Raw genomic sequence first — 22,605 nt, 5'->3', positions numbered from 1 at the left:
TCCTGGAAGGGGATCTCACTCCCGCCCGTCCGCCAGCACCCCAGCTCCGCGACACAAGGTTTCCAGATGTGAGGAGATTCGATGAGTGACGCAGTGGTCGCGATCGGCACCCGCAAGGGCCTGTTCCTCGCCCGTTCCACCGGTGGCGGCCCCTTCCGGGTCCAGCCGATCCAGTTCTCCACGGTCGCGATCCCCTCGGTCGCGATCGACACCCGCGGCGCGACGCCCCGGCTGCTCGCCGGCATCGAGTACGGCCACTTCGGCCCGTCCGTCATGTACTCCGACGACCTGGGCGAGACCTGGCAGGAGGCCGAGCAGCCGCCGATCGCCTTCCCGGAGAAGACGGGGGCGACGCTGACCAGGGTCTGGCAGCTCGCGCCCTCGCCGTCCGAGCCCGACGTGGTGTGGGCGGGCGTCGAGCCCGCCGCGCTGTTCCGCTCGGAGGACCGCGGGGTCACCTACCGCCTGGTGGAGGGCCTGTGGGAGCACCCGCACCGCGAGCACTGGCAGCCGGGCGGCGGCGGCCTGTGCCTGCACACGATCGTCAACCACCCGACCGACCCGGAGATCATGGCGGTCGCGGTGTCGGCCGCCGGCTTCTACCGCAGCACCGACGGCGGCCTGTCGTGGGAGGCGGCCAACAAGAACATCCGGGCCCCGTTCATGCCGGAGGGCCAGCAGTACCCGGAGTACGGGCAGTGCGTGCACAAGGTGTCGATGCACCCGTCGCGGCCCGAGCGGCTCTACCTGCAGCACCATTTCGGCGTCTACCGCAGCGACGACTTCGGCGGGAGCTGGCATGACATCGGCTCGCCGCTGCCGTCCGACTTCGGGTTCCCCATCGCGGTGCACCCGTCGCGGCCCGACACGGTCTACGTGCTGCCGCTGACGGCCGACATCGACCGCACGCCGGTCGGGCATCGCTACCAGGTCCACCGCAGCGACGACGCGGGCAAGACCTGGCAGGCGCTGTCGAAGGGGCTGCCCGAGGGGCCGGTGCACGCGACCGTCCTGCGCGATGCGATGACCGCGTCGGAGGCGGGCGTGTTCTTCGGTACGCGCGGCGGCGAGGTCTACGGCTCGCGCGACGACGGCGAGACCTGGGCGGCGATCGCCACCCACCTGCCCGACGTGCTGACCGTGCGGGCGGCGGTGCTCTGAGGCATGCTCTCGAAACCGGTGACGATGGTGGTGTTCGTCCTGCCGAGCGTGCTGCGCAGGTGGGTGAGCGGGCGCACCGAGGTCAAGGTCTTCGCCGTCGGCGCCGATCGCGACTCGCCGCCCACCCTGGGCTCGGCCCTCGACACGCTGCGGCGTACGCATCCGATGCTGGAGGAGCGGCTGCGCGACGAGTACGGCCGCATCCGCCGGCACATCAGCATGATCGTGTGCGGCGAGAACGCGCAGGGCCTCGGCGGGCTCGACTGCGCGCTGCCGCCGGGCGCCGAGGTCTACGTGCTCCCTGCTCTGGGCTGACAGCCTGCCCGGGCGCCTGCCGCACGCCCGGGCGGGTGCCCGGCCCCGGCGCTGGGCGGCAGCACGCCCCCCCGTGGCGGGTGTGCCGGCCCGTGCCGGGGCGGGCGGTCAGACCTTGCGGTAGCCGGGGATCCAGGCGCCGTCCTCGACGACGTAGTCGCCGAAGAGGGCCGGCGCCTCCTCGCGCATGAGCTCGCCGATGCGCTGGAACAGCAGGCGGATCTCCTCCTCCGCCCCGGCGGCGGTGCGGGCCTCGATCGTGTGCCGCAGCGTGCGCACGTTCGCGGTCCACACCAGCCCGGTGGCCAGCCCTTCGGGGGCGAACCTGCGCATGAACGAGGTGCGGTGCTTCTTCTCGGAGAACGGCACGCCCTCCTCGTCGAGCCCGAAGTGCCCGGCCATCCAGAGCTGGAACTGCTCGAGCTGCTCCAGCACGGCGGTGGCCCGCTTCATCAGCTCCTCGTCGGCCTGGGCCCACTCGGGGAACCAGAACGGCAGCTCGTCGAGCCGGACGAAGCGCAGCGACTCCTGCGAGATGGCGACGCCGGGCCGGTGCCGGACCAGCTCGTGCGTCAGGACCCGGCTGACGTTGTGCAGCACGAAGCTGAAGCTGAGGTGCTCCAGGACGGACCCGTGCGCGCTGGCCAGGATGTTGCGCAGGTAGTCGTCCTGGTTGTCCCTGATCCTGACGACGTTGGGGTTGAGGCCGGGCTCGAAGGAGCGGTAGCAGAGGCGGCCGGCGAACTCGGCCAGGTTTTGGGCGTCGAGGTCGCCGCGGTCGAGCCGCTCCAGCCAGCTCTCGCCGCCGACCTCGCGCAGGTAGCGGGCCAGCTCGTCGTAGTCGAGGGATGGACGGGCGACGATGAAGACCTCGGGTTCGACTGTGCGCATGGGGAGCCCCCGCTCGGATCGGCAGTGTGACGGCCCAAGCAAACCAGGTCACGGGCCCGCGCGCGACTCGGCGCCCGTCGCGCCCCCATGAGGGCGCGACGGGCGCCTGCCCAGGTCAGCGGCCTGGTACGACCCGAGTCAGCACCGGATCGGCCGCTGAATCAGCCGTTCCGGCAGCCGTTCTGGCAGCGGCTCCAGCAGCCGCCGGGTCAGCAGCGGACAGCGGGTCTGTCGCGGGTCACCAGGTCGGTGTTACCGCTGGTGCCGTCGAGCCAGGCGAGCCTGCTGCCCTCGCCCGCGGCGAAGTAGTCCTGCGTGCCCTTGTTGCAGGACTGGCGCCACATCTGCCCGCCTCCCGCGGGAAGCTGGAAGATCTTGGGCAGGGTGGCGTTCTCAAGCTGGTCCCCGTCCGGCCACACGCCGATGGACACGACGGTGTCGTTGGCGTCGAACCAGTTGGGGAACGGCGCCTGCGGGCCGTCGGCCAGGACGAAGGCGGAGCCGGTGCCGTCGGTGGCGGCGCGCATGATGCCGTAGCGGCCGTCGCCGTTGGTGTCGACGGTCCAGAACACGTGCTTGCCGGTGATGACCGGCAGGACGGTGTCCGAGGGCAGCCCGCCGGTGCCGGGCGCTTCGGGGATGACGACCTCGGTGCCGGTGGCCAGGTCGTAGACGGCGGGCGTGCTGTGCGTGGCGCCGCCTTCCTGCCAGAGCCGGTTGTAGGCGAGCTTGCCGCCCTTGATCGTCGGCCCGACGCCGGCGACGCCCTGCGCGGTGGTGATCTTGACGGGGGCGGCGGCGCCGCGCTTGAGCCAGATCTCGGGCTCCTCGCTGGCCGGGTCGAAGGCGTCCCAGGCGATGTACTCGCCGGAGACGGCCAGCCCGTTCACCGGCTCGGGCGACTGGTGGACCAGCCGCGCGGGCGCGCTGCCGTCGATCGGGCGGGCGTGCACCTGGAAGCTGTCAAACGCGGCGTTGTACGACGCCCAGGCGACCTGCCGGCCGTCGGTGACGGGCAGGTAGTTGTAGCGGTCGTTGTCCTCCAGGGTCACCGGTGTGCCGCCGCGCAGCCGTCCGGCGAGGATGCGGGTGGGGGGCTCGCCGGCGGGCGAGGCGTCGGAGACGACGTAGCGGTCGCCGGCCACGTCGGGCCTGGCCTGGATGTCGGTGATGCCGTCGATCAGCGTGCGGCTGTCGGTGCGCAGGAGCCGTTCCCAGCCCGCCTTGATGCCGTGCTGGTCGAACGCCCGTGCGACGGTCTGCCGGTCGCGTGCCGACCAGCCCAGGGCGCGGGCGGCCGACTCGACGGCGCGGCGGCCGTCCACGAAGTCGTCGAGCGGCGTCATGTACTCGGTCAGCGCCTTGTAGGCCAGCTTGTCGGCCTTCTTGCCGCCGAGCTGCTCCCTGACGTCCCACAGGGCGCCGGAGAAGATGGTGGAGTTGAGGTGCACGCCGCCGTTGTCGATGCTGACGGTGGCGCCGAGGTAGTCGCGCGCGGCGACGCGGGCGTCGTCGAGGTCGCGGCCGGCGCACTCGGCGGGCGGCAGGGTCTTGCACAGGCCCTCGCCGAGCAGGCTCGCGTCGGGGTCGCTCATCGGGATCCCGAACGTGTCCACCTGGATGGCGTTGCCGAAGTAGTCGGCCAGGCCCTCGTTCATGGCGCCGGACTGGCCGAGGTAGACCAGGTCGGCGCTGTGCTCGATGACGCCGTGGGTCATCTCGTGGCCGACCACGTCGAGGCTGGCGGCGAAGGAGTGGTACTCGGGGCCGCCGCCGCCGTAGACCATCTTGGTGCCGTCCCAGAAGGCGTTGGCGAACGGCTGGCCGTCGAGGGTGACGTTGACGACGGAGTACATGGTGCCGCCCTGGCCGTCGAGCCCGTCGCGGCCGAGCCCCCGGTAGTACTCGTAGACCTGGCCGGCGCCCCAGTGGGCGTCCACGGCGCCGGTCTGGGTGTGCTCGGGCCGAAGACGGGGGTGGCGGAGCGGGCGAGCTCGGTGCCGGGCGGGATGCCGGGCTCGAGGTAGTCGAAGACCTCGCCGCCCTTGGCGTCGTAGGTGAGGATCTCGCCGGTGGTGCCGTTCCACATGGGACGGGTGCGGTCGCGCAGCTCGTAGGCGCCGTCGGCGCGCTGGTAGGCGTTGAGCGGGACGGTCTGCCCGTGCGCGGTCTGCCCGCTGCCCTGGACGGGGCCCTCGAACCGGAGCCGGTCCACGGCGAACAGGGGGCGGCCCGAGTGGGCGTCCACGTACGCGTCGAGCAGCACCGGCCGCCGGGCCGTCCGGTCCTTGCCGCTGAGCACCACGTGCCAGGCCAGCACGCCCGCGCCGCGCGGCACGACGACCAGCTCGCCGGTACGGGCGGCCAGGCCCTCGGGCGCGCCGTAGGGGCGTGCCATCAGGCTGCGGGCGATCTTGGCGGCGCTCTCCTTCTTCACGGCCGGGGCCGGGTCCACGCTCAGCTCGGTGAGGAAGCGGCCACCCGCGCCGACCACCTCACGCTGCCCGCCCTCGGTGCGGAAGTGCACGAGGTAGTGGGCGCCGAAGACGGGCAGGCCGCGGTAGCGCTGGGCGAACCTGACGGTCTCGTCCTGGCCGTCCTTGACGGTGCGCAGCGGGGCGAGGTCGGCGGGGTTCAGGTGGTAGCGCGGGTCGGCCAGGTGCGCCTTGGCGGCGGCGACGGGGTCGCCGGCCTTGGCGGGCTCGGACAGGCCGCGCACCTCCGCCGGGGCCTGTGTGCCGGCGCGGGCCTCCACCTCGGGGGGCGGATCCTCCGCCGCGGCCACCCCCGGGACGGATAAAGCCGTACATAACGCGGTGATGAGGATGATGGGACGCCAGGACACGACACCTCCAGGTGTGTGCGACAAGTTTTCTGGCGCTCCCGATCATCACCAGGACTTTGACAAACAGACAAATCACAATTCGGTCAACCCAAAGGGGAATGATGCATTTCCCCGGCGAAATCCCGGAAACTTTCCGGTCACAAGCGGTAGATCCGCCGCGCGTTTCCCGAGCCGATCATGTGCGCGATGCGGGCCGCGTCGGACGTGCTCCACTCCCCCGCCGCGATCCGGGCCTGCAGCGCGCCGGCCAGGGCCCGCCGGTAGGTCAGCGCGCCCAGGTAACCGGTCTCGGCCAGGCCGCGGCAGCCGGAGCTGAACAACTGCTTGTGGAAGGGGGCCAGCTCCAGCAGCTCGTCCATGACGCGGGCCGCGGCGGCGGTGCCGTGCGGCGGGGCCAGGCCGACGTCCACGTACACGTGCGGGAAGATCCCGGCCAGGTGGGCGGCCTGGCGGTGGAACGGGTAGCAGTGCAGCAGGATCACCGGCACGCCGAGCGGCTGCAGCGCCGCGGCGAAAGCGCTCAGCCGGGCCGGGTCGGCGCGGTGCGGCTCGCCCGCGGGCCCGCCGGCCCCGTGGTGGACCGGCCCGCCGAACCCGGTGTGGAACTGCACCGGCAGGCCCCGCTCCCTGGCCACGTCGACGGCGCTCCACAGCAGGTAGCGCAGCAGGACGTGGTCGGTCAGCGGCTCCTTCGGGTCGGCCAGGCGCCGGTTGGCCGCCGCGATCACCGCCCCCCTGGAGGGCCGGGCGGGGTCGAAGTCGAGGCCGCACAGGGCGCCGATGACGGTCTTGAGCCCGACCGCCCTGGCAGCTTTGGCGGTCAGCTCCTCGCCCAGGTTGTCGAGGTAGTCCACGGCCAGCTCGGCGGTGGCGGCGACGTCCCGTTCGATCCGCTCGATGCGGACCAGCTCGTCGGCGGCGGCCCCGCCGTGGCGGCCCATCTCGGCGGCGGTCAGCACCTCCAGCTCCTCGTGGGAGGCGTCCACCAGGAACGCCACCACCCCGGAGCCCGCGAGCAGCCGCCGGTTCACCTCGGCGGCGCCCAGCTCGGCGCGGCGGGCCAGGTAGACGGCGGGCGGAGCGTGCGGCTCCAGGTCGAGCAGCGGCGCGCACCAGCGGCGCACGGCCGCGCCGAACGGGGTGTCGAAGTGCGTGGTGCCGGGCGGGGCGGGGCCGCCGCCCTCGCCGCTGAGCAGCTCGAACTGCGCTCTGCTCAGGTCGTCCCGCCGCACCCCGTGACAGTGGTGGTCGACGAGCGGGGCGAGCAGCGCGTCACGCACCGTGCCGGGCAGGTCTACGGGGAGCATGCGGGAACTCTAGGGGAGCCCCGCATGCCCCCGCCCGGGTTTTACCTACCTGCGGGACAGACGCAGCACGTTCGCGATGATCTTCGCGCCCGCGCCGCCCTCCTGGGTCAGGATCGACTCGGGGTGGAACTGCACGGCGAAGCGCCGCCGCTCGGGGTCCTCGATGGCCATGACGTTGCCGTCGGGCGTCAGCGCGGTCGGGGTGAAGCCGACCACGCCGGGCCGCTTGGCGTGCAGCGAGTGGTAGCGGGCCGCGGTGAACTCGCCGGGCAGCCCGTCCAGCAGCGCGCTGTCGCCGAGCCTGGACACCTGGCCGCGCTTGCCGTGCTCGGGGTAGTCGAGCAGCTCCAGCGTGCCGCCGGCGTGCTCGACCATGGCCTGCAGGCCCAGGCAGACGCCGAAGACGGGCAGGTCGCGGGCGTAGACCTGGTCGAGCAGGGCGGAGATGCCGAAGTCGGTCGGCCAGCCCGGCCCCGGCGAGAGCACCACCAGGTCGGGGGCGATCTCGTCGAGCATGGCGGACGGGAAGCCGTGCCGCAGCGTCACGACGTCGGCGCCCTCCTGGCGGAAGTAGTCGGCCAGGGTGTTGACGAAGGAGTCCTCGTGGTCGACGAGCAGCACCTTCATGCCGGCGCCCGGCTGCTCCCTCGTCTCGGCCGGCCGTACGGCCTCGGGCTGGTTGACCGCGGCCAGGGCGCCGAGCAGGGCGCTGGCCTTCAGCTCGGTCTCGCGCTCCTCGGCCTCGGGGTCGCTGTCGAACAGCAGCGTCGCCCCGGCCCGCACGGTCGCCACGCCGTTCTTGATCTGCGCGGTGCGCAGGGTCAGGCCGGTGTTCATGGAGCCGTCGAAGCCGATGAAGCCGATGGCGCCGCCGTACCAGCGGCGGGTGGTGGCCTCGTGGTCCTCGATGAACTGCATGGCCCACGTCTTGGGCGCGCCGGTCACCGTGACGGCCCACATGTGGGTGAGGAAGGCGTCGAGCGCGTCGAACTCGGGGCGCAGCCGGCCCTCGATGTGGTCGACCGTGTGGATCAGCCGGGAGTACAGCTCGATCTGGCGGCGGCCGATGACCTTGACGCTGCCGGGGACGCAGATGCGCGACTTGTCGTTGCGGTCGACGTCGGTGCACATCGTCAGCTCCGACTCCTCCTTCACGCTGGACAGGAGGGTGCGGATCGCTTCGGCGTCCTCGACCGGGTTGCTGCCGCGGGCGATCGTGCCCGAGATGGGGCAGGTCTCGACGCGGTCGCCGGTGACGCGGACGTACATCTCGGGTGAGGCGCCGACCAGGTGCTCGCCCTCGCCGAGGCTGATGATGAACTCGTACGGGGCGGGGTTGCTGTGGCGCAGGCTCCGGTAGAAGGCGGACGGGTCGGCGCAGGTGGCGTGGAAGACCTGGCCGGGCACGACCTCGAACAGGTCGCCGCGCTTGAACTTCTCCTTGGCGGCGGCGACGACCTTGGCGTACTCGCCCTTCACCGGGTTCGGTGGCAGCTCGGCGGGCGTCACCGGCGGGGCGGAGGTGCCGGTGCGCTCGAGGCCGCGGGTGGTGGCGCCGTCGACGGTGAACTCGTAGCGGTACTCGAAGCTGGTCTCCCGCTGCCGGTCGATGACGACCAGCCGGTCGGGCAGGTGCAGCACGAGGTCGCGCTGGTCGTCGGGGCGGACGAGCTCCTGCCTGATCGGCTCGAACTGGAAGGCCAGGTCGTAGCCGAACGCGCCGTAGAGCCCGAGGTGCGGGTCGTCGCCCTGGAAGGCGGCGATGACCTCGCGGATGGCGGTGAACACGGTGGGCCGGCGGCTGCGCAGCTCCTCCGGCAGGAGGTCTTCGGACTCCGGCACGTACACCTCGACGCGGTCGGCCGTGGGCTCGGTGACCGGCTTGCCCGCGGCCAGCAGGCAGGAGGTGACGGCCGGGAGCACGACCCGGCCCCGCTCGTTGAGCGCGGTGGCCGAGATGGTGCGGCCCTTGGCGACCAGCTCCAGGCACGGGTCGACGTAGCCGAACGCCCATCGGCTGTAGCGGCCCGGGTAGTCCATGCCGGAGGAGAAGGCGCCCCCGCGCCGCTCCGACAGGGCGGTCACGATCTCTTCGAGGGCGGCCTCGTCCACCTCGCGTGTCTCGCGCTCGACACCGATGCCCCCGGCGGTGGTATATCCGCTCGTCTCCACTTGCTGCCCCTTTACCACTTCAAATGATCGAGCCCCGGGGCGGACACGAGAAAGGCCGCCTATCCGGGGCGGCCGTCCGTTGGAAGGAATGCGAAACACGCGCCGCCTAGGAGCGGCGCCACCACTGGAGCTGAGCGTGATTTCGCATGACGTCCAGGGTAACCGCCGGACCATGATCGCGCAACGCGGACGCGCCGCCCCGCTTGCCAGAGTTTCAATACAGAGCTGTACTGTATTTGTGCAGGGCGAAAGGAGTCCTTCATGACCGACACCGAGGTGATCACGCTGCCCACCGGGCGGCCCACCCCGTTCGATCCCCCCGCCGAGCTGGGCGAGCTGCGCGAGAGCCGGCCCATCACCCCGCTCGCCTACCCCGACGGCCACGTCGGGTGGCTGGTCACCAGCCACCCGCTGGCCCGCGAGGTGCTGGCCGACCGGCGCTTCAGCGCGCGCTCCGAGCTGCGGCACCTGCCCACCGAGTCCGGCGGGCAGGCCGGGCGGCCCGCGCCGCCCGGCATGTTCGTCTCGACCGACCCGCCGGTGCACACCCGCTACCGCCACCTGCTGACCGGCGAGTTCACCGTGCGCAGGATGCGGCAGCTCGGCGAGCGCATCGAGGACGTCACCCGCTCCCACCTCGACGCCATGGAGCGGCAGGGCCCTCCGGCGGACCTGGTGAAGACGTTCACCGCGCCGATCCCCGCCGTGGTGATCTGCGAGCTGCTGGGCGTGCCGGAGCAGGACCGCGGCCGGTTCATGGAGCGGAGCACCACGCTGATGCGCACGGACGTGCCGCAGGAGGAGAAGATCGCGGCCTACCTGGCCATGCAGGCCCACATGAAGGAGCTCGTCCTGGCCAAGCGGGCGGCCCCCACCGACGACCTGCTCAGCGGGCTGACCAGGAGCGACCTGACCGACGAGGAGCTGGCCAACATCGGCTTCATGCTGCTCGGCGCGGGCCTGGACACCACGGCCAACATGCTCGCCCTGGGCACGTTCGCCCTGCTGCGGCACCCCGACCAGCTCGCCGTGCTGCGCGAGCGGCCGGAGCGGGTGGACCAGGTGGTGGAGGAGCTGCTGCGCTACCTCAGCGTCGTCCCCTTCCTCGTGCGCACCGCGCTGGAGGACGTCGAGCTGGGCGGCGAGCGGGTCAGGGCCGGCGAGACCGTGACGATCTCGCTCGCGGCGGCCAACCGCGACCCCGCCCGCTTCCCCGATCCCGACCGCCTGGACGTGCTCAGGGCGAGCGGCGGCCACGTGGGCTTCGGCCACGGCGTGCACCAGTGCCTGGGCCAGCAGCTCGCGCGGGTGGAGATGCGGGCGGGCTTCCCCGCGCTGTTCGAGCGCTTCCCGTCGCTGCGGCTCGCGGTCGATCCCGGGCAGGTGCCGCTGCGTACGGACATGCTGATCTACGGCGTGCACGCGCTGCCCGTCACGTGGGACGCCCCGTGACCGGCGGGGGCAGGGTGTGCCTGGTCACCGGGGCGTCGTCCGGGATCGGCCGGGCCACCGCGCTGGCGCTGCTGCGCGCCGGCCACACCGTGTACGGGGCGGCCCGGCGGGCGGAGCGCATGGAGCCGCTCGTCAAGGCGGGCGGGCACGCGATCGGCGCGGACGTCACCCGGGAGGAGGACCTGCAGCGGGTCGTGCGCACGGTCGTGGACGCGCAGGGCCGCGTCGACGTGCTGGTCAACAACGCCGGGTCGGCCGTCTACGGGTCGGCGGAGGAGGTGCCGATCGCGCGGGCGCGGCAGGTCTTCGACGTCAACCTGTTCGGCCCGGCCCGGCTGACCCAGCTCGTCCTGCCGGGGATGCGCGAGCGCGGCTCGGGCACGATCGTGAACATCTCCTCGATCGGCGGCGAGATCGCGCTGCCCCTGGGCGCCTGGTACCACGCCTCCAAGCACGCGCTGGAGGGGTATTCGGACTCGCTGCGGCAGGAGGTGGCGCGGTTCGGCGTGCGCGTGGTGGTGGTCCAGCCGGGCATCATCAGGACCGACTTCCAGGACGGCACGCCGCGCGAGCTGAGGGAGATCTCGGGTCACGGGCCGTACCGGGCGGTGGCCGAGCCGATGGCGCGGCGGGCGGAGCAGGCGAACGGGCCGGATTTCGCGGCGTCCGACCCGTCGGTGGTGGCCGCGTGCGTGGTGCGGATCGTCGCCGCGCCCGCGCCCCGGCCACGTTACGCCGTCGGCCGGCTCGCCAAGGTGATGCTGGGGGTCAATAGACTCCTGCCGGACCGCCTGTACGACAAGATGGTGACGCGAGGGGCATGACCGGGCAGCCAGACGAGACGACCGGCGGCACGCGGGCGGCACGCCCGCCGGGCCGGCCGCGCAGCCAGGAGGCCGATCTCGCCATCCTGTCGGCGGCGCTCGACCTGCTGATCGAGCAGGGCGCGGCGCAGACCAGCATCGAGCAGGTGGCGCGCCGGGCCGGGGTGACGCGGGCGACGGTCTACCGGCGCTTCGCCGACAAGACGGCGCTGCTGGTGCGGGCGCTGGAGTGGGCCAACCACGACAACGATCCGGCGTTCACCGGCTGGCGGGACCTGGAGCACATGTTCGCCGACTGGGCGGCGTACCTGGCGGTGCCGCGGCACCGCCGGCTGCTGCGCCGCCTGTACGGCAGCGTGGACGACTACCCGGAGCTGGTGGCCGCCTACCGGGTGGTCAACGGGGGGCGGCGGGCGGCGGTGGTGCGGGAGCTGCTGTGCCGCACGCGGGATCTGGGGCGGCTGCCGGGCGACGTGGACGTGGACGCGGTGCAGCGGATGCTGACCGCGGCGGTGTTGTACGAGGTGGGCGTCCAGCCCGACCGGGACGACGAGGCGGCGATCGCGGCGGATTTCCTCGCCGTCATGCGCCTGGTCGGATACGACATTTCAGATGACCAGATTACATTTCATCGCGCAAAGTAACTTTTCACGACATCTCTTGCTTTCCGAACAAGATCTCTTCACTCTTCTCGACAGAGGCGTAAAGATCACCTCTCCCCGTGTCGTGAAGGAGAGCAAGTGCCCCCCATCTCCCGCTTACGCGCGACCCTTTTAGGGCTCGTGACCGCCGCCGGCCTGCTGGTCCCGCAGGCCGCGGCGCAGGCGGCGCCGGATCCCGGCAAGATCGACGCAACGGTCCGGGCGCAGCTCGCCCAGGACGACAAGGCCACCTTCTGGGTGCGGTTGAAGGGGGAGGCCGACCTGAGCGGCGCCCGCCGCGCCCTGACGAAGGAGGCGAAGGCCGAGCGGGTCTTCGAGGCCAAGACCGAGCAGGCGCGGTCGTCCCAGGCGGGGCTGCGCAAGCTGCTCGACGCCCAGCACGCCGACTACCGCCCGTTCTGGATCGTCAACGCGGTCAAGGTGACCGCGGGTGAGAAGCTGGCGGCCGAGATCGCGAGCCTGCCCGAGGTCGAGCGCATCGACCCGGTCCGCACGCTCACGCTGCCCAAGCCCGTCGAGGGCAGCGCCCAGGCCAGGGTCAACGCCGTCGAGTGGAACATCGACCGGGTCAACGCCCCGCGCGTGTGGGACGAGCTGGGCAACCGCGGCGAGGGCATCGTGATCGCCAACATCGACTCGGGCGTCCAGTTCGACCACCCCGACCTGGCGGCCAGCTACCGGGGCAGGAACCCCGACGGCACCTACACCCACGACTACAACTGGTTCGACCCGGCGGGCGTCTGCCCGACGGCGGCGCCGTGCGACAACAACGACCACGGCACGCACGTCATGGGCACCATGGTCGGCGCGAACGGCATCGGCGTGGCGCCCGGCGCCAAGTGGATCGCCGCCAAGGGCTGCGAGGTCAACACCTGCACCGACGCGTCCCTGCTGGCGGCCGGCCAGTGGGTGATGCGGCCCACCGACCTCAACGGCCAGAACCCGCGCCCGGACCTGGCGCCCGACATCGTCAACAACTCGTGGGGCGGCTCCGGCTTCGACCCGTTCTACAAGGACGTCGTGGACGCGTGGGTCGCGGCCGGCATCTTCCCGGCCTTCTCCAACGGCAACGAGGGCCCCGCCTGCGACACCAGCGGCTCGCCCGGCCAGTACGTGAACGCGTACAGCGCGGGCGCCTTCGACGTCAACAACGCGCTCTACGCCCGCTCCAGCAAGGGCGAGGGCGAGAACGGCGAGATCAAGCCGAACATCGCCGCCCCCGGCGTCAACGTGCGCTCCTCGGTGCCGGGCGGCTACGACAGCTTCACCGGCACGTCGATGGCCTCGCCGCACGTGGCCGCCACGGTGGCGCTGATCTGGTCGGCCTCGCCGGGGCTGCAGGGGAACGTCGCGGCCACCCGCCCGCTGCTGGACGGCACCGCCGTGGACGTCGCCGACACCAGCTGCGGCGGCACCGCGGCCGACAACAACGTGTGGGGCGAGGGCCGGCTGGACACCTACGCCGCCGTGCTGGCCGCCCCCGACGAGGGCCTGGGCGACCTGTCCGGCACGGTGACGGCGGGCGGCGCGCCGCTGTCCGGCGTGACGGTGACGGTCAGCGGCCCGATGACCCGCACCATCGTCACCGGCGCCGACGGCACGTACGCGATCCCGCGCCTGCTGGCCGGCTCGTACGAGGTCGCCGCGGAGAAGTTCGGCTACGCCCGCGCCACCACGACCGTCACGATCACCGCCGGGCAGGCCGCGACCGCGGACGTGCCGCTGACGGTGCTGCCGACGGGCGTCGTGTCGGGCACGGTCACCACGGCCGGCACGCCGGAGCCGGGCACCACGGTCGCGGCCGCCGGCACGCCGGTGAGCGCGGTGACCGACGCGTCGGGGCGGTACTCGATGACGCTGCCGCACGGCTCGTACGAGCTGCGGCTCACGCCGTCCTCCCGCTGCTCCAGCGCGGCGACGGCGGAGGTGACGGTGGCCGGTGACGTGGTGAAGGACGTGGAGCTGCCGCTGCGCGGCGACAACTTCGGCTACACGTGCAGGAGCGGCGCGCAACCGTACCAGGCGGGATCCGAGAAGCTGGCGCTGACCGGGGACGACGAGGCGCAGCAGGTGACGCTGCCGTTCCCGGTGCCGTTCTACGGCACGGGCTACACGAAGGCGTGGATCGCCACGAACGGGTTCGTCACGTTCGCCGACCGGATCACGACCGGCAGCAACGGCAGGCTGCCGACGTCGGGGACGCCCAACAACGCCGTCTACCCGTACTGGGACGACCTCGTCGTGGACGCGCAGGCGGGCGTCTACACGGCGGTGACGGGCACCGCACCGCACCGGGTGTTCGTGGTGGAGTGGCGCAACGTCACCTTCTACAACGAGGGCGGGCAGCGGGTGTCGTTCGCGGCGCTGCTCGGCGAGGACGGCTCGATCGCCTTCCGCTACCAGGACGTCGAGAGCGAGCGCGACCGGGGCAGCAGCGCCACGGTCGGCATCGAGAACGCGGCCGGCAACGACGCGCTGCTGTACTCCTACGAGGAGCCGGTGCTGGCGACCGGGCAGGGCCTGACGTTCACGGCCAGCCGGCACGGCCTGGTCACCGGCAAGGTCACCGACGCCAACGACGGCGACCCGATCGCCGGGGCGACGGTGAAGATCGGCGACGTGGCCACGCTCACGACCGCCGCGGACGGCACCTTCTACGGGCAGGTGCTGGCCGGCGACTACGAGGTCGTGGTCTCCAAGGAGCACTACGGCACGTTCACCCGGCAGGTCACGGTGGCCGCGGCGACGGTGACGCGGATCGACACGGCGCTGGTCACCGGGCGGGTCAGCGCGTCCACGGCGGAGCTGACCGTGGTGCTGCCGGCCGAGTCCAGCCGGACGCGGACGCTGGAGCTGACGAACCTCGGCACGGCGACGCCGTACACGGTGACCGGGGAGCCGTGGTTCACGGTGACGCCGGCGGCGGGCGAGCTGGCCAAGGGGCAGCGGGTGGTCCTGGAGGTGGAGCTGTCCAGCGCCGGGGTGGCGGCGGGCACGTTCCGCACCGGCAAGCTCCTCGTCAAGTCGGCCAGCGGCCGGCAGCCCACCATCGAGGTGAAGGTGACGGTCGTGGTGCCCAAGCTGCAGGTGGCCATCGACACCGGCGCCACGAGGAGCTTCGTGGACGCCGCCGGTGACACCTGGACGCCGGACAAGAAGTACGCCCAGGGCGGCTACGGCTACCTGACCAGCCAGAACCGCACGCAGAGCACGTCCAGGACGATCGCCGGCACGCCGGACCAGGCGTTGTTCAGGACGGCGCGGGAGTCGATGCTGGAGTACCGCTTCGACAACGTGCCGGCCGGGACGTACACGGTCGAGCTGGACTTCGCCGAGATAAAGAACATGCGGATGGGGCAGCGGGTCTTCGACGTCCTGGTCGAGGGGCAGCTCGCGATCCCGGCGCTGGACCTGGCGCTGGAGTCGGGCACGTACACGGCGGTGAGCAGGCAGTACACGGTGAAGGTGACCGACGGCCAGCTCAACGTGCGCTTCGCGACCCGGCAGGGCGCGACGATCGTGAACGGGCTGCGGATCTCGGAGCGCCCGGACAAGGCGGCTTCGTAGCGATTGCGCAAGGGCGGCCCCCGGGCTACCGCCCGGCGGGCCGCCATGTTACTCGTTGGTATATGAGACGCGTACGGCTCCAGCGTGATCTACCGGTGCCGATGCCCGACGGCGTGACGTTGCTGGCCGACCACTACGCCCCGCCCGGAGGGGAGCGCGCCCCCGTGATCCTGATGCGCTCCCCCTACGGCAGGCGCGGCCTGTTCGGGCTGGTGTACGGCCGCGGGTTCGCCCGGCAGGGCTTCCACGTCGTCATCCAGAGCTGCCGGGGCGGTTTCGGCTCCGGCGGCCTGCTGGACCCGCTCGGCGACGAGCACGAGGACGGCCTGGCCACCGTGGCGTGGCTGCGCGAGCAGCCCTGGTACGGCGGCTCGTTCGCGATGTTCGGCCCCTCCTACCTCGGCTACACGCAGTGGGCCGTCGCCCCCTACGCCGGGCCGGAGCTCAAGGCGATGGCCCTGCAGATCACCGCCTCCCAGTTCAGGGACGCGGCGTACGTGGGCGGCGCGTTCGCGCTGGAGTCGGCGCTGAGCTGGACCACGCTCACCGACGGCATGTCGCGGCGCTTCGGCGGCGCCGCGGTGCTGACCGCGCCCCGCCAGACCCGCAGGGCGGTCCTGTCGGGCCGGCCCGTGGCGGAGCTCGACCTGGTCTCGGCGGGCCGGCCGCTGCCGTTCTTCCAGGACCTGCTCGCCCACCACGCCGACCCGGCCGTCCCCTACTGGCACAAGCGCGACTTCTCCGCCAAGGTGGGCGAGGTGGAGGCGGCGGTCACCATGCTGGGCGGCTGGTACGACGTGTTCCTGCCGTGGCAGCTCAAGGACTACGCGGCGCTGCGGGCGGCGGGCCGCCGGCCGTACCTGACGATCGGGCCCTGGTACCACATCGACGCCCGGCACGGGCGGCCCACGATGGCCGAGGCGACGGCGTGGTTCCGCGCGCACCTGCTCGGCGACCCGTCGGGGCTGCGGCCCGACCCGGTGCGCATCTACGTGACGGGGGCCGAGGAGTGGCGCGACCACCCCGACTGGCCGGTGCCCGGGATGCGGGAGCAGCGCTGGCACCTGCAGCACGGGTTCGGGCTGGGCGTGGCCGGGCCTCTGGAGTCCGGGCCCGACCGCTTCCGCTACCACCCCGAGCACCCGACGCCCTCGATCGGCGGCCCCGTCCTGCTGGGCGACTCCCGTCCGCGCGACCAGCGGCGCCTGGAGCAGCGCCGTGACGTGCTGGTCTACAGCTCTGCGGCGCTGGAGTCGGACGTGGAGATGATCGGCCCGGTACGCGCGGAGCTGTTCGTGCGGGCCAGCACCCCGTCCGCGGACGTCGTGGTGCGGGTGTGCGACGTGCACCCCGACGGGCGGTCCATGAACGTGTGCGAGGGCGTGCGCCGGCTCGCCACGGGCGGCGGATCCGGTAGCGTGCAGCGGGTGGACGTGGAGCTGTGGCCGATGGCCCACCGGTTCGGCCGCGGTCACCGGATCAGGGTGCACGTGGCGGCGGGGGCGTACCCCGCGATCGCCCGCAACCACGGCACCGGCGACCTGCTCGGCGCGGCCGGCTCAGGGGGCGCGGCGCCCACCGACGTCGAGGTCTTCCACTCCCCCGACCGGCCCTCGGCCGTGGTGCTGCCGCTGTGCGCGCCGCACGCCTGATGTCCCTGGTCCTGCTGCTGCAGGGCCGGGGCGGGATGACGGCGGCCGAGCTGGCCAAGGAGCTGGAGGTCTCCGAGCGCACCGTGCACCGCGACGTGCTCGCGCTGTCGGAGGCGGGCGTGCCCGTCTACGCCGACCGGGGGCGGGGCGGCGGCTACCGGCTGCTCGACGGCTACCGCACCCGCCTGACCGGGCTCGACCGGGCCGAGGCCGAGGCGCTGTTCCTGTCGGGGGTGCCGGCGGCGCTGCGCGAGATGGGGCTCCAGGACGTCGCCGCCACCGCCCGGCTGAAGGCCGCCGCCGCGCTGTCGCCCGCGTTGCGCGACGCGCCGGCGACCGCGGCGCAGCGCTTCCACCTCGACGCGCCCGGCTGGTTCGCCGCCGACGACCCGCCGCCGGCCGCGCTGGCGCCGCTGGCCAGGGCCGTGTGGGGAGACCGGCGCGTCGCGGCGGCCTACAAGGACGAGCCGCGCGTGCTGGAGCCGTACGGGCTGGTGCTCAAGGCCGGCGCCTGGTACCTCGTGGCGCGGCAGCGGGCCCGGTTCCTGATCTTCCGGGTGCACCGGTTCGGGGAGATCTCGGTGCTGGAGGAGCAGTTCGACCGCGACCCGGGCTTCGACCTGGCGGCCTTCTGGAAGGAGCAGGCGGCCTCGTTCACCCGCTCGCTGCTGCGGGAGGTCGTCACGCTGCGGCTCAGCGAGCGGGGGCGGCGCATGCTGCGGCACGTCGCCGACCCGGCCGCGCTGGAGGACGCGCTCGCCTCGCTCCGGCCCGACGGGACCGTGCGGCTCGCGGTGGAGTCGGTGGAGGTGGCGTTCTCGCAGGTGCTGCGATTCGGGCCGGAGGCGGAGGTGCTGGACCCGCCGGAGCTGCGGGCGATGGCCGCCGAGGCCGCCGCCCGCATGGCCCGCCTGTACCAGAGCCCCCCGCAGGATCAGCGGTAGCCTTCCCAGCCCGTTTCGCCGCCCTTCTCGCGGACCTCCGTGATGTAGCTCCACACGCGCGGGCGGCTGCCGTCCAGGTCGGTGATGTCGTACGCCAGCGCCAGCTCCTCGCTCGTCACCGACTTCCCCGACCAGCGCGCCCGGTCCGGGTCCCGCGCCAGGGCGGCCACGCCCCTGCCCAGGTAGGCGGGGGTCTCCGAGACCATCCACGTGGGGTCGGCCTTGGCCTCCCGCCAGGTGTCCTCGGTGACGCCGAAGTTGTCCAGCATGGCCTCCGAGCGCAGGAAGCCCGGCGTCACCGCCAGGCCCGTGCCCCCGTACGGGCGCAGCTCGTTCGCCCAGGCGTAGCCGAGCCGGTTGACCGACATCTTGGCCAGGTCGTAGTAGACGTTCTCCCGGTAGCGGGTCTCGTTGAACTCCCACGTGCCGTCGGTGACCTCGACCACCAGGCCGCCCTCGTTCTCGATCAGCAGCGGCAGCAGGTGGCGCGCGCTGATGAGGTGGGTGTCGACGGCCAGCCGGAGCAGGCGCAGGCCCTTGTCCTGGTCGTGCCGCCAGACGGGGGTGTTCCACGTCCACAGGTGGTCGCCGCCCCAGATGTCGTTGACCAGGACGTCGAGGCGGCCCTGCTCGCGGCGTACCCGCTCGGCCAGCGCCGCCACCTGCTCCGGCTCCAGGAAGTCGGCCCGGACCGGGATGCCGGTGCCGCCGGCCGCCGTGACCAGCTCGGCCGTCTCCTCGATGGTCTCCGGCCGGTTCATCTCGGAGCGCCGCTCCCGGGTGCTCCGGCCGGCGCAGTAGACGGTGGCGCCGGCCTCGCCCAGCGCCACCGCGATGCCCCGTCCTGTTCCGCGGGTCGCGCCCGCCACCAATGCGATCATGCGGACCATCCTGCGCTCAAAAGCCGACATGTCCTGTCATGTTTTCGCGTCGTGTCTTTCCGGGAACCCCTGTGATAAGCAGGGAGTTACCATGAACGGCGAATTCGAGCTCCGCGGGGTCAACCACGTCGCGCTGGTCTGCTCCGACATGAAACAGACCGTCGCCTTCTACTCCGGCGTGCTCGGCATGCCGCTGATCAAGACGATCGAGCTGCCCATGGGCTGGGGCCAGCACTTCTTCTTCGACTGCGGCGGCGGCAACGCGCTGGCGTTCTTCTGGTTCCCCGACGCGCCCGACGGCGTGCCCGGCGTGTCCGCGCCGAAGAACCTGCCCGACCGCGGCGAGCTGCTGTCGGCCGTCGGCTCCATGAACCACATCGCCTTCGACGTGCCGCCGGAGAAGATCGAGGAATACCGCGAACGGCTCATCGCCAAGGGCATCGACGTGGGCGTGCTGCTCAACCACGACGACAGCGAGTTCGGCGTGGCGCCCGAGCCGCACGACGGCGTGTTCGTTCGGTCGATCTACTTCAAGGACCCCGACGGGATCCTCCTCGAGTTCGCCGCCTGGACGCGGCCGGTCGGGCAGCCCGGCGACGTGCGCCACGAACCCCGCACGGCGGCGGACCGGACCATCTGATGGCGCGCCTGCGCCGGGTGCCCCGCGCGGAGATGACCGACCCCGTCGTCCAGCTCTTCCACGACCGCCTCATCCTGCCCGGCGGAGGCACGGCCACCGGCTCGCCGGGCGACTGGTGGGAGGTGTTCGCGCTGCACCCCGCGATCTTCCGGCACTGCGTCAAGGGCTTCGAGCTCTACCGCGGCACCGCGCTCGACCCGGTGCTGCGCGAGCTGGCCCAGGTCCGGGCCGGGTGGGCGCGGCAGAGCCAGTTCGTCTACTCCCAGCACTGCAAACAGCTGCGGGCGCTGGGCGTGGCGGAGGAGAAGGTGCGGGCGGTCGCGCACTGGACGGTCAGCGACGTCTTCGACGCGGCGGAGCGGGCCGTGCTGGCCTACGCCGACGCGCTGGTGCTCGACGGCGGGCGGGTGCCCGACGAGGTGTTCGCCGCCCTCGGCCGGCACCTGCCCGACGAGCAGATCCTGGAGCTGACGTACGTGACGTGCCTGTACGAGATGCACGCCACGATGGCGCGGGCGTTGCGGCTGGAGTTCGACGACCGGCCCGACCCGATCGTGGAGGTACCGGCGCCCGACGGGTACGGCACGCGGGACATCGCTGACGACTTCACCGACAACTCCCGGGGGACGTGACCGCTCGGCGCGAGCAACCGACCACCCCCGACTCTTTGGGACGGTGACCGCTCGGCGCGAGTAACCGACCGCTCACCGATCGGCGATCCCGGTCGCCGCGCGTCCGTCGTTAGGGTGGCTCTGGTCCGCGCGGCACGCCGTCTCACATTGCGAGATTTCATCTCGACATTTAGGCCAAACCGTAACACGGCGGACATTGGGTTTAATATCCCCGAAAAGCTACCCTCCCTCCATTGACACACACGTCAGGACCGGGTCAACAGCCTGGTCCTGATCCGTTCATCGGAGGGACGATGACTACCGGGGAACCCGGGCAGCCACGCACCGACCGCAGCCCGTGGAACTGGCTGCTGGTCGTACCGATCGTGCTGCCGTTGCTGACGTTCCTGTTCAACGCCGACGAGCCGCGCCTGCTGGGCTTCCCGCTCTTCTACTGGCTGCAGATCGCCTTCGTCGCGGTCGGTGTCGTGTGCACCACCATCGTCTACAGGATGACGAAGTGAGCGGGCACACGACCGAGCTGGTCGTCTTCATCCTGCTGTTCCTGATCGTCAGCGGCATGGGCTTCGTCGCCGCCCGCTGGCGGCGGCCCACCGACCTGGCCAGCCTCAACGAGTGGGGCCTCGGCGGTCGCAGCTTCGGCTCCTGGATCACCTGGTTCCTGGTCGGCGGCGACCTCTACACCGCCTACACCTTCGTCGCGGTGCCCGCGCTCGTGTTCGGCTCCGGGGCGCTCGGCTTCTACGCGCTGCCGTACACCGTCGTGGTGTACCCGCTGGTGTTCCTGGTGCTGGCCCGGATGTGGTCGGTGTCGCACGTGCACGGGTTCGTCACGCCGGCCGACTTCGTCCGGGCCCGCTTCGGGTCGCCGACGCTGGCGCTGGTCATCGCGATCACCGGGCTGGTGGCCACGATGCCGTACATCGCGCTGCAGCTCGTCGGCATCGAGGCCGTGCTCAAGGCGATGGGCATCACCGGGCACCTGCCGATCATCATCGCGTTCGCCATCCTGGCCGCCTACACCTACCAGTCCGGCCTGCGCGCGCCCGCGCTCATCGCGTTCGTCAAGGACACGCTGATCTACATCGTGATCCTGGCCGCGGTCATCTACATCCCCGCCAAGCTGGGCGGCTGGGACTCCATCTTCGAGGCGGCCAAGGCCAAGTTCGACGCCACCCCCGCCCCCGACGGGATCTTCCTCAACGCCAACAACCAGCTCCAGTACGTGACGCTGGCCTTCGGCTCGGCCCTGGCGCTGTTCCTGTACCCGCACAGCCTCACCGGCGTGCTCGCCTCCAAGAACCGCAACGTCATCAAGCGGAACATGTCGGCGCTGCCCGCCTACAGCCTCGTGCTGGGCCTGATCGCGCTGCTCGGCTTCATGGCCATCTCCGCCGGCATCAAGCCGATCGTGACGGACGGCAAGGTCGACAACAACACGGTCGTGCCGCTGCTGTTCGACAAGATGTTCCCCGACTGGTTCACCGGCGTGGCGTACGCGGCCGTCGGCATCGGCGCGCTCGTCCCGGCCGCGATCATGTCCATCGCGGCGGCGAACCTGTTCACCCGCAACATCTACCGCGAGTACATCAACAAGCAGGCCACCGACGCCCAGGAGGCCAACGTCTCCAAGATCGTGTCGCTGCTGGTCAAGGTGGGCGCCGTGGCGTGCATCCTGCTGCTCGACCCGCAGTTCTCGATCGACCTGCAGCTCATCGGCGGCGTCATCATCCTGCAGACACTGCCGTCGGTCGCGCTCGGCCTCTACACGCGCTGGTTCCACAAGGGCGGCCTCATCGCCGGCTGGGCGGCCGGCCTGGCGGCCGGCATGTGGATGCTCTACCTCATCCCGAACCCGGCCAACGGCAAGCAGCACTTCGGCGGCTCGGCGTTCGCGCTGTCGAACCTGGGCTTCGACACCAAGATGACGATCTACGCCGGGTTCCTGGCGCTGGCCGTCAACCTGATCGTGGCCGTCGTCGGCACGCTCATCTTCAGGGGCGCGAAGGTGGCCGACGGAGACGACGCCACCGCGCGGGACGACTACTTCGCCGACGAGGGCGACCCCAAGGTCAAGGACCTGGACCTCACCGGCTCCCACTGACCCCCACACCTCGAACGCGGTCCGTCCCCTCCCCGGGGGGCGGGCCGCGTCGTCATTCCCGGGTGAGGCGTCCGGGCTCGCCCCGCGAGATGGCCGGATTGGCCGCCTCATTCCCCGGCGGGACAGCCGGACTTGCCCGCCTCATTCCCCGGCGGGACAGCCGGACTTGGCCACCTCATTCCCTCGCGAGATAGCCGGGATTGGCCACCTCCAGCTTCGCGCGTACCGCCTGCTCCAGGACCCGCACGAGCGCGTCGTCGTCGGCGACGCGGCCCTCGCGGACGGCGGCGGCCAGCTCCGCGTCATCGGCCACGCCCAGCTCGGCCAGGTTCGCCGCGTGCCGCTCGGCCTGTTCCCCGCCGAGCTCGATCTCCCGCTCGACCATGGCGAGCACGTTGATCGCCACACGGGTGTGGTAGCGGACCCGGCCCTCGACGGCCGGGAGCACATCCGTCTGGAGGAAGTCGCGGACGGCGGCCACCAGGTCGGCCGCCGTGGGGACGTCGTGGGGAGCGTTCACAGCTCCTCCCTAGGACTGTCCTGAAGATCTTGCTGG

At 72.0% G+C, this 22,605-nt stretch carries 18 protein-coding genes and 1 pseudogene; 12 read left to right on the top strand and 7 right to left on the bottom strand.

What is annotated here, in order from left to right; genetic code table 11:
* Nucleotides 1-81: 81 nt before the first annotated feature.
* Both KIS93_RS00440 and KIS93_RS00435 read left to right on the top strand, forming a co-directional pair.
* On the top strand, nucleotides 82-1,161 hold the full coding sequence (locus KIS93_RS00440; protein WP_080040292.1) for a WD40/YVTN/BNR-like repeat-containing protein: 1,080 nt from the start codon (nucleotides 82-84) through the stop codon (nucleotides 1,159-1,161).
* Nucleotides 1,162-1,164: 3 nt separating this feature from the next.
* Complete coding sequence (locus KIS93_RS00435; protein ID WP_080040293.1) at nucleotides 1,165-1,476, top strand: ubiquitin family protein; 312 nt, start codon at nucleotides 1,165-1,167, stop codon at nucleotides 1,474-1,476.
* A gap of 108 nt (nucleotides 1,477-1,584) precedes the next feature.
* Here KIS93_RS00435 and thyX read toward each other — a convergent pair whose 3' ends face one another.
* The 5 genes and pseudogenes from thyX to KIS93_RS00415 form a co-directional block, all read right to left on the bottom strand.
* The gene (gene thyX, locus KIS93_RS00430) at nucleotides 1,585-2,367 is read right to left on the bottom strand and encodes an FAD-dependent thymidylate synthase (protein WP_080040294.1); all 783 of its coding nucleotides are present in this window, start codon (nucleotides 2,365-2,367) and stop codon (nucleotides 1,585-1,587) included.
* Nucleotides 2,368-2,576: 209 nt separating this feature from the next.
* The gene (locus KIS93_RS00425) at nucleotides 2,577-4,307 is read right to left on the bottom strand and encodes a M4 family metallopeptidase (protein ID WP_186403496.1); all 1,731 of its coding nucleotides are present in this window, start codon (nucleotides 4,305-4,307) and stop codon (nucleotides 2,577-2,579) included.
* Between the two features lie 563 nt (nucleotides 4,308-4,870).
* Nucleotides 4,871-5,086 (bottom strand): annotated as a pseudogene (locus KIS93_RS64310) (hypothetical protein); the annotation flags it as partial.
* A 263-nt stretch (nucleotides 5,087-5,349) separates the two neighbouring features.
* Entirely contained in the window at nucleotides 5,350-6,519 is a 1,170-nt protein-coding gene (locus KIS93_RS00420; protein WP_080040296.1) for an amidohydrolase family protein, read from the bottom strand.
* A gap of 45 nt (nucleotides 6,520-6,564) precedes the next feature.
* Entirely contained in the window at nucleotides 6,565-8,691 is a 2,127-nt protein-coding gene (locus KIS93_RS00415) for an anthranilate synthase component I (protein ID WP_080040297.1), read from the bottom strand.
* A gap of 261 nt (nucleotides 8,692-8,952) precedes the next feature.
* On the opposite strand from KIS93_RS00415, the gene KIS93_RS00410 reads away from it, so the two are divergent.
* From KIS93_RS00410 to KIS93_RS00385, 6 genes are all read left to right on the top strand, one after another.
* Complete coding sequence (locus KIS93_RS00410; protein ID WP_080040298.1) at nucleotides 8,953-10,143, top strand: cytochrome P450; 1,191 nt, start codon at nucleotides 8,953-8,955, stop codon at nucleotides 10,141-10,143.
* Nucleotides 10,140-10,967 (top strand): oxidoreductase, encoded by an 828-nt coding sequence (locus KIS93_RS00405; RefSeq protein WP_222107152.1) that lies wholly within the window; start codon nucleotides 10,140-10,142, stop codon nucleotides 10,965-10,967. The genes KIS93_RS00410 and KIS93_RS00405 overlap by 4 nt, the downstream gene beginning before the upstream one ends.
* The gene (locus KIS93_RS00400) at nucleotides 10,964-11,611 is read left to right on the top strand and encodes a TetR/AcrR family transcriptional regulator (protein WP_080040299.1); all 648 of its coding nucleotides are present in this window, start codon (nucleotides 10,964-10,966) and stop codon (nucleotides 11,609-11,611) included. Before KIS93_RS00405 ends, KIS93_RS00400 begins: the two co-directional genes overlap by 4 nt.
* A 96-nt stretch (nucleotides 11,612-11,707) precedes the next feature.
* The gene (locus tag KIS93_RS00395) at nucleotides 11,708-15,196 is read left to right on the top strand and encodes a S8 family serine peptidase (protein ID WP_080040300.1); all 3,489 of its coding nucleotides are present in this window, start codon (nucleotides 11,708-11,710) and stop codon (nucleotides 15,194-15,196) included.
* Nucleotides 15,197-15,258: 62 nt separating this feature from the next.
* Entirely contained in the window at nucleotides 15,259-16,848 is a 1,590-nt protein-coding gene (locus KIS93_RS00390) for a CocE/NonD family hydrolase (protein WP_186403495.1), read from the top strand.
* Nucleotides 16,830-17,792 (top strand): helix-turn-helix transcriptional regulator, encoded by a 963-nt coding sequence (locus KIS93_RS00385; RefSeq protein WP_080040302.1) that lies wholly within the window; start codon nucleotides 16,830-16,832, stop codon nucleotides 17,790-17,792. Before KIS93_RS00390 ends, KIS93_RS00385 begins: the two co-directional genes overlap by 19 nt.
* Here the strand turns inward: KIS93_RS00385 and KIS93_RS00380 are convergent.
* On the bottom strand, nucleotides 17,783-18,673 hold the full coding sequence (locus KIS93_RS00380; protein ID WP_155127954.1) for an SDR family oxidoreductase: 891 nt from the start codon (nucleotides 18,671-18,673) through the stop codon (nucleotides 17,783-17,785). The two genes, KIS93_RS00385 and KIS93_RS00380, sit on opposite strands and share 10 nt — an antisense overlap.
* A gap of 91 nt (nucleotides 18,674-18,764) precedes the next feature.
* On the opposite strand from KIS93_RS00380, the gene KIS93_RS00375 reads away from it, so the two are divergent.
* The 4 genes from KIS93_RS00375 to mctP all read left to right on the top strand — a co-directional run bounded on the left by KIS93_RS00375 (nucleotide 18,765) and on the right by mctP (nucleotide 22,049).
* Nucleotides 18,765-19,313: a VOC family protein gene (locus KIS93_RS00375; protein WP_080040304.1), complete on the top strand. Its 549-nt coding sequence runs from the start codon at nucleotides 18,765-18,767 to the stop codon at nucleotides 19,311-19,313.
* Nucleotides 19,313-19,945: a carboxymuconolactone decarboxylase family protein gene (locus tag KIS93_RS00370; protein ID WP_080040305.1), complete on the top strand. Its 633-nt coding sequence runs from the start codon at nucleotides 19,313-19,315 to the stop codon at nucleotides 19,943-19,945. Before KIS93_RS00375 ends, KIS93_RS00370 begins: the two co-directional genes overlap by 1 nt.
* A gap of 293 nt (nucleotides 19,946-20,238) precedes the next feature.
* Nucleotides 20,239-20,448: a DUF3311 domain-containing protein gene (locus KIS93_RS00365; RefSeq protein ID WP_080040306.1), complete on the top strand. Its 210-nt coding sequence runs from the start codon at nucleotides 20,239-20,241 to the stop codon at nucleotides 20,446-20,448.
* The gene (gene mctP / locus KIS93_RS00360) at nucleotides 20,445-22,049 is read left to right on the top strand and encodes a monocarboxylate uptake permease MctP (protein ID WP_186403494.1); all 1,605 of its coding nucleotides are present in this window, start codon (nucleotides 20,445-20,447) and stop codon (nucleotides 22,047-22,049) included. Before KIS93_RS00365 ends, mctP begins: the two co-directional genes overlap by 4 nt.
* A 175-nt stretch (nucleotides 22,050-22,224) precedes the next feature.
* Here the strand turns inward: mctP and KIS93_RS00355 are convergent, their stop codons facing one another.
* Nucleotides 22,225-22,569 (bottom strand): DUF6285 domain-containing protein, encoded by a 345-nt coding sequence (locus tag KIS93_RS00355; protein WP_080040307.1) that lies wholly within the window; start codon nucleotides 22,567-22,569, stop codon nucleotides 22,225-22,227.
* Nucleotides 22,570-22,605 lie beyond the last annotated feature (36 nt).

The organism is [Actinomadura] parvosata subsp. kistnae (assembly GCF_900323885.1).
Lineage (GTDB): Bacteria > Actinomycetota > Actinomycetes > Streptosporangiales > Streptosporangiaceae > Nonomuraea > Nonomuraea composti.
The sequence above is the reverse complement of the archived record's forward strand: the minus strand, read 5'-3'. Positions and strand labels throughout refer to the sequence as shown.

Coding starts and splice junctions, on each gene's coding strand:
- KIS93_RS00440 (WP_080040292.1), top strand. CDS start 82: ATGAGTGACGCAGTGGTCGCGATCGGCACCCGCAAGGGCCTGTTCCTC.
- KIS93_RS00435 (WP_080040293.1), top strand. CDS start 1,165: ATGCTCTCGAAACCGGTGACGATGGTGGTGTTCGTCCTGCCGAGCGTG.
- thyX (WP_080040294.1), bottom strand. CDS start 2,367: ATGCGCACAGTCGAACCCGAGGTCTTCATCGTCGCCCGTCCATCCCTC.
- KIS93_RS00420 (WP_080040296.1), bottom strand. CDS start 6,519: ATGCTCCCCGTAGACCTGCCCGGCACGGTGCGTGACGCGCTGCTCGCC.
- KIS93_RS00410 (WP_080040298.1), top strand. CDS start 8,953: ATGACCGACACCGAGGTGATCACGCTGCCCACCGGGCGGCCCACCCCG.
- KIS93_RS00400 (WP_080040299.1), top strand. CDS start 10,964: ATGACCGGGCAGCCAGACGAGACGACCGGCGGCACGCGGGCGGCACGC.
- KIS93_RS00390 (WP_186403495.1), top strand. CDS start 15,259: ATGAGACGCGTACGGCTCCAGCGTGATCTACCGGTGCCGATGCCCGAC.
- KIS93_RS00380 (WP_155127954.1), bottom strand. CDS start 18,673: ATGATCGCATTGGTGGCGGGCGCGACCCGCGGAACAGGACGGGGCATC.
- KIS93_RS00375 (WP_080040304.1), top strand. CDS start 18,765: ATGAACGGCGAATTCGAGCTCCGCGGGGTCAACCACGTCGCGCTGGTC.
- KIS93_RS00370 (WP_080040305.1), top strand. CDS start 19,313: ATGGCGCGCCTGCGCCGGGTGCCCCGCGCGGAGATGACCGACCCCGTC.
- KIS93_RS00365 (WP_080040306.1), top strand. CDS start 20,239: ATGACTACCGGGGAACCCGGGCAGCCACGCACCGACCGCAGCCCGTGG.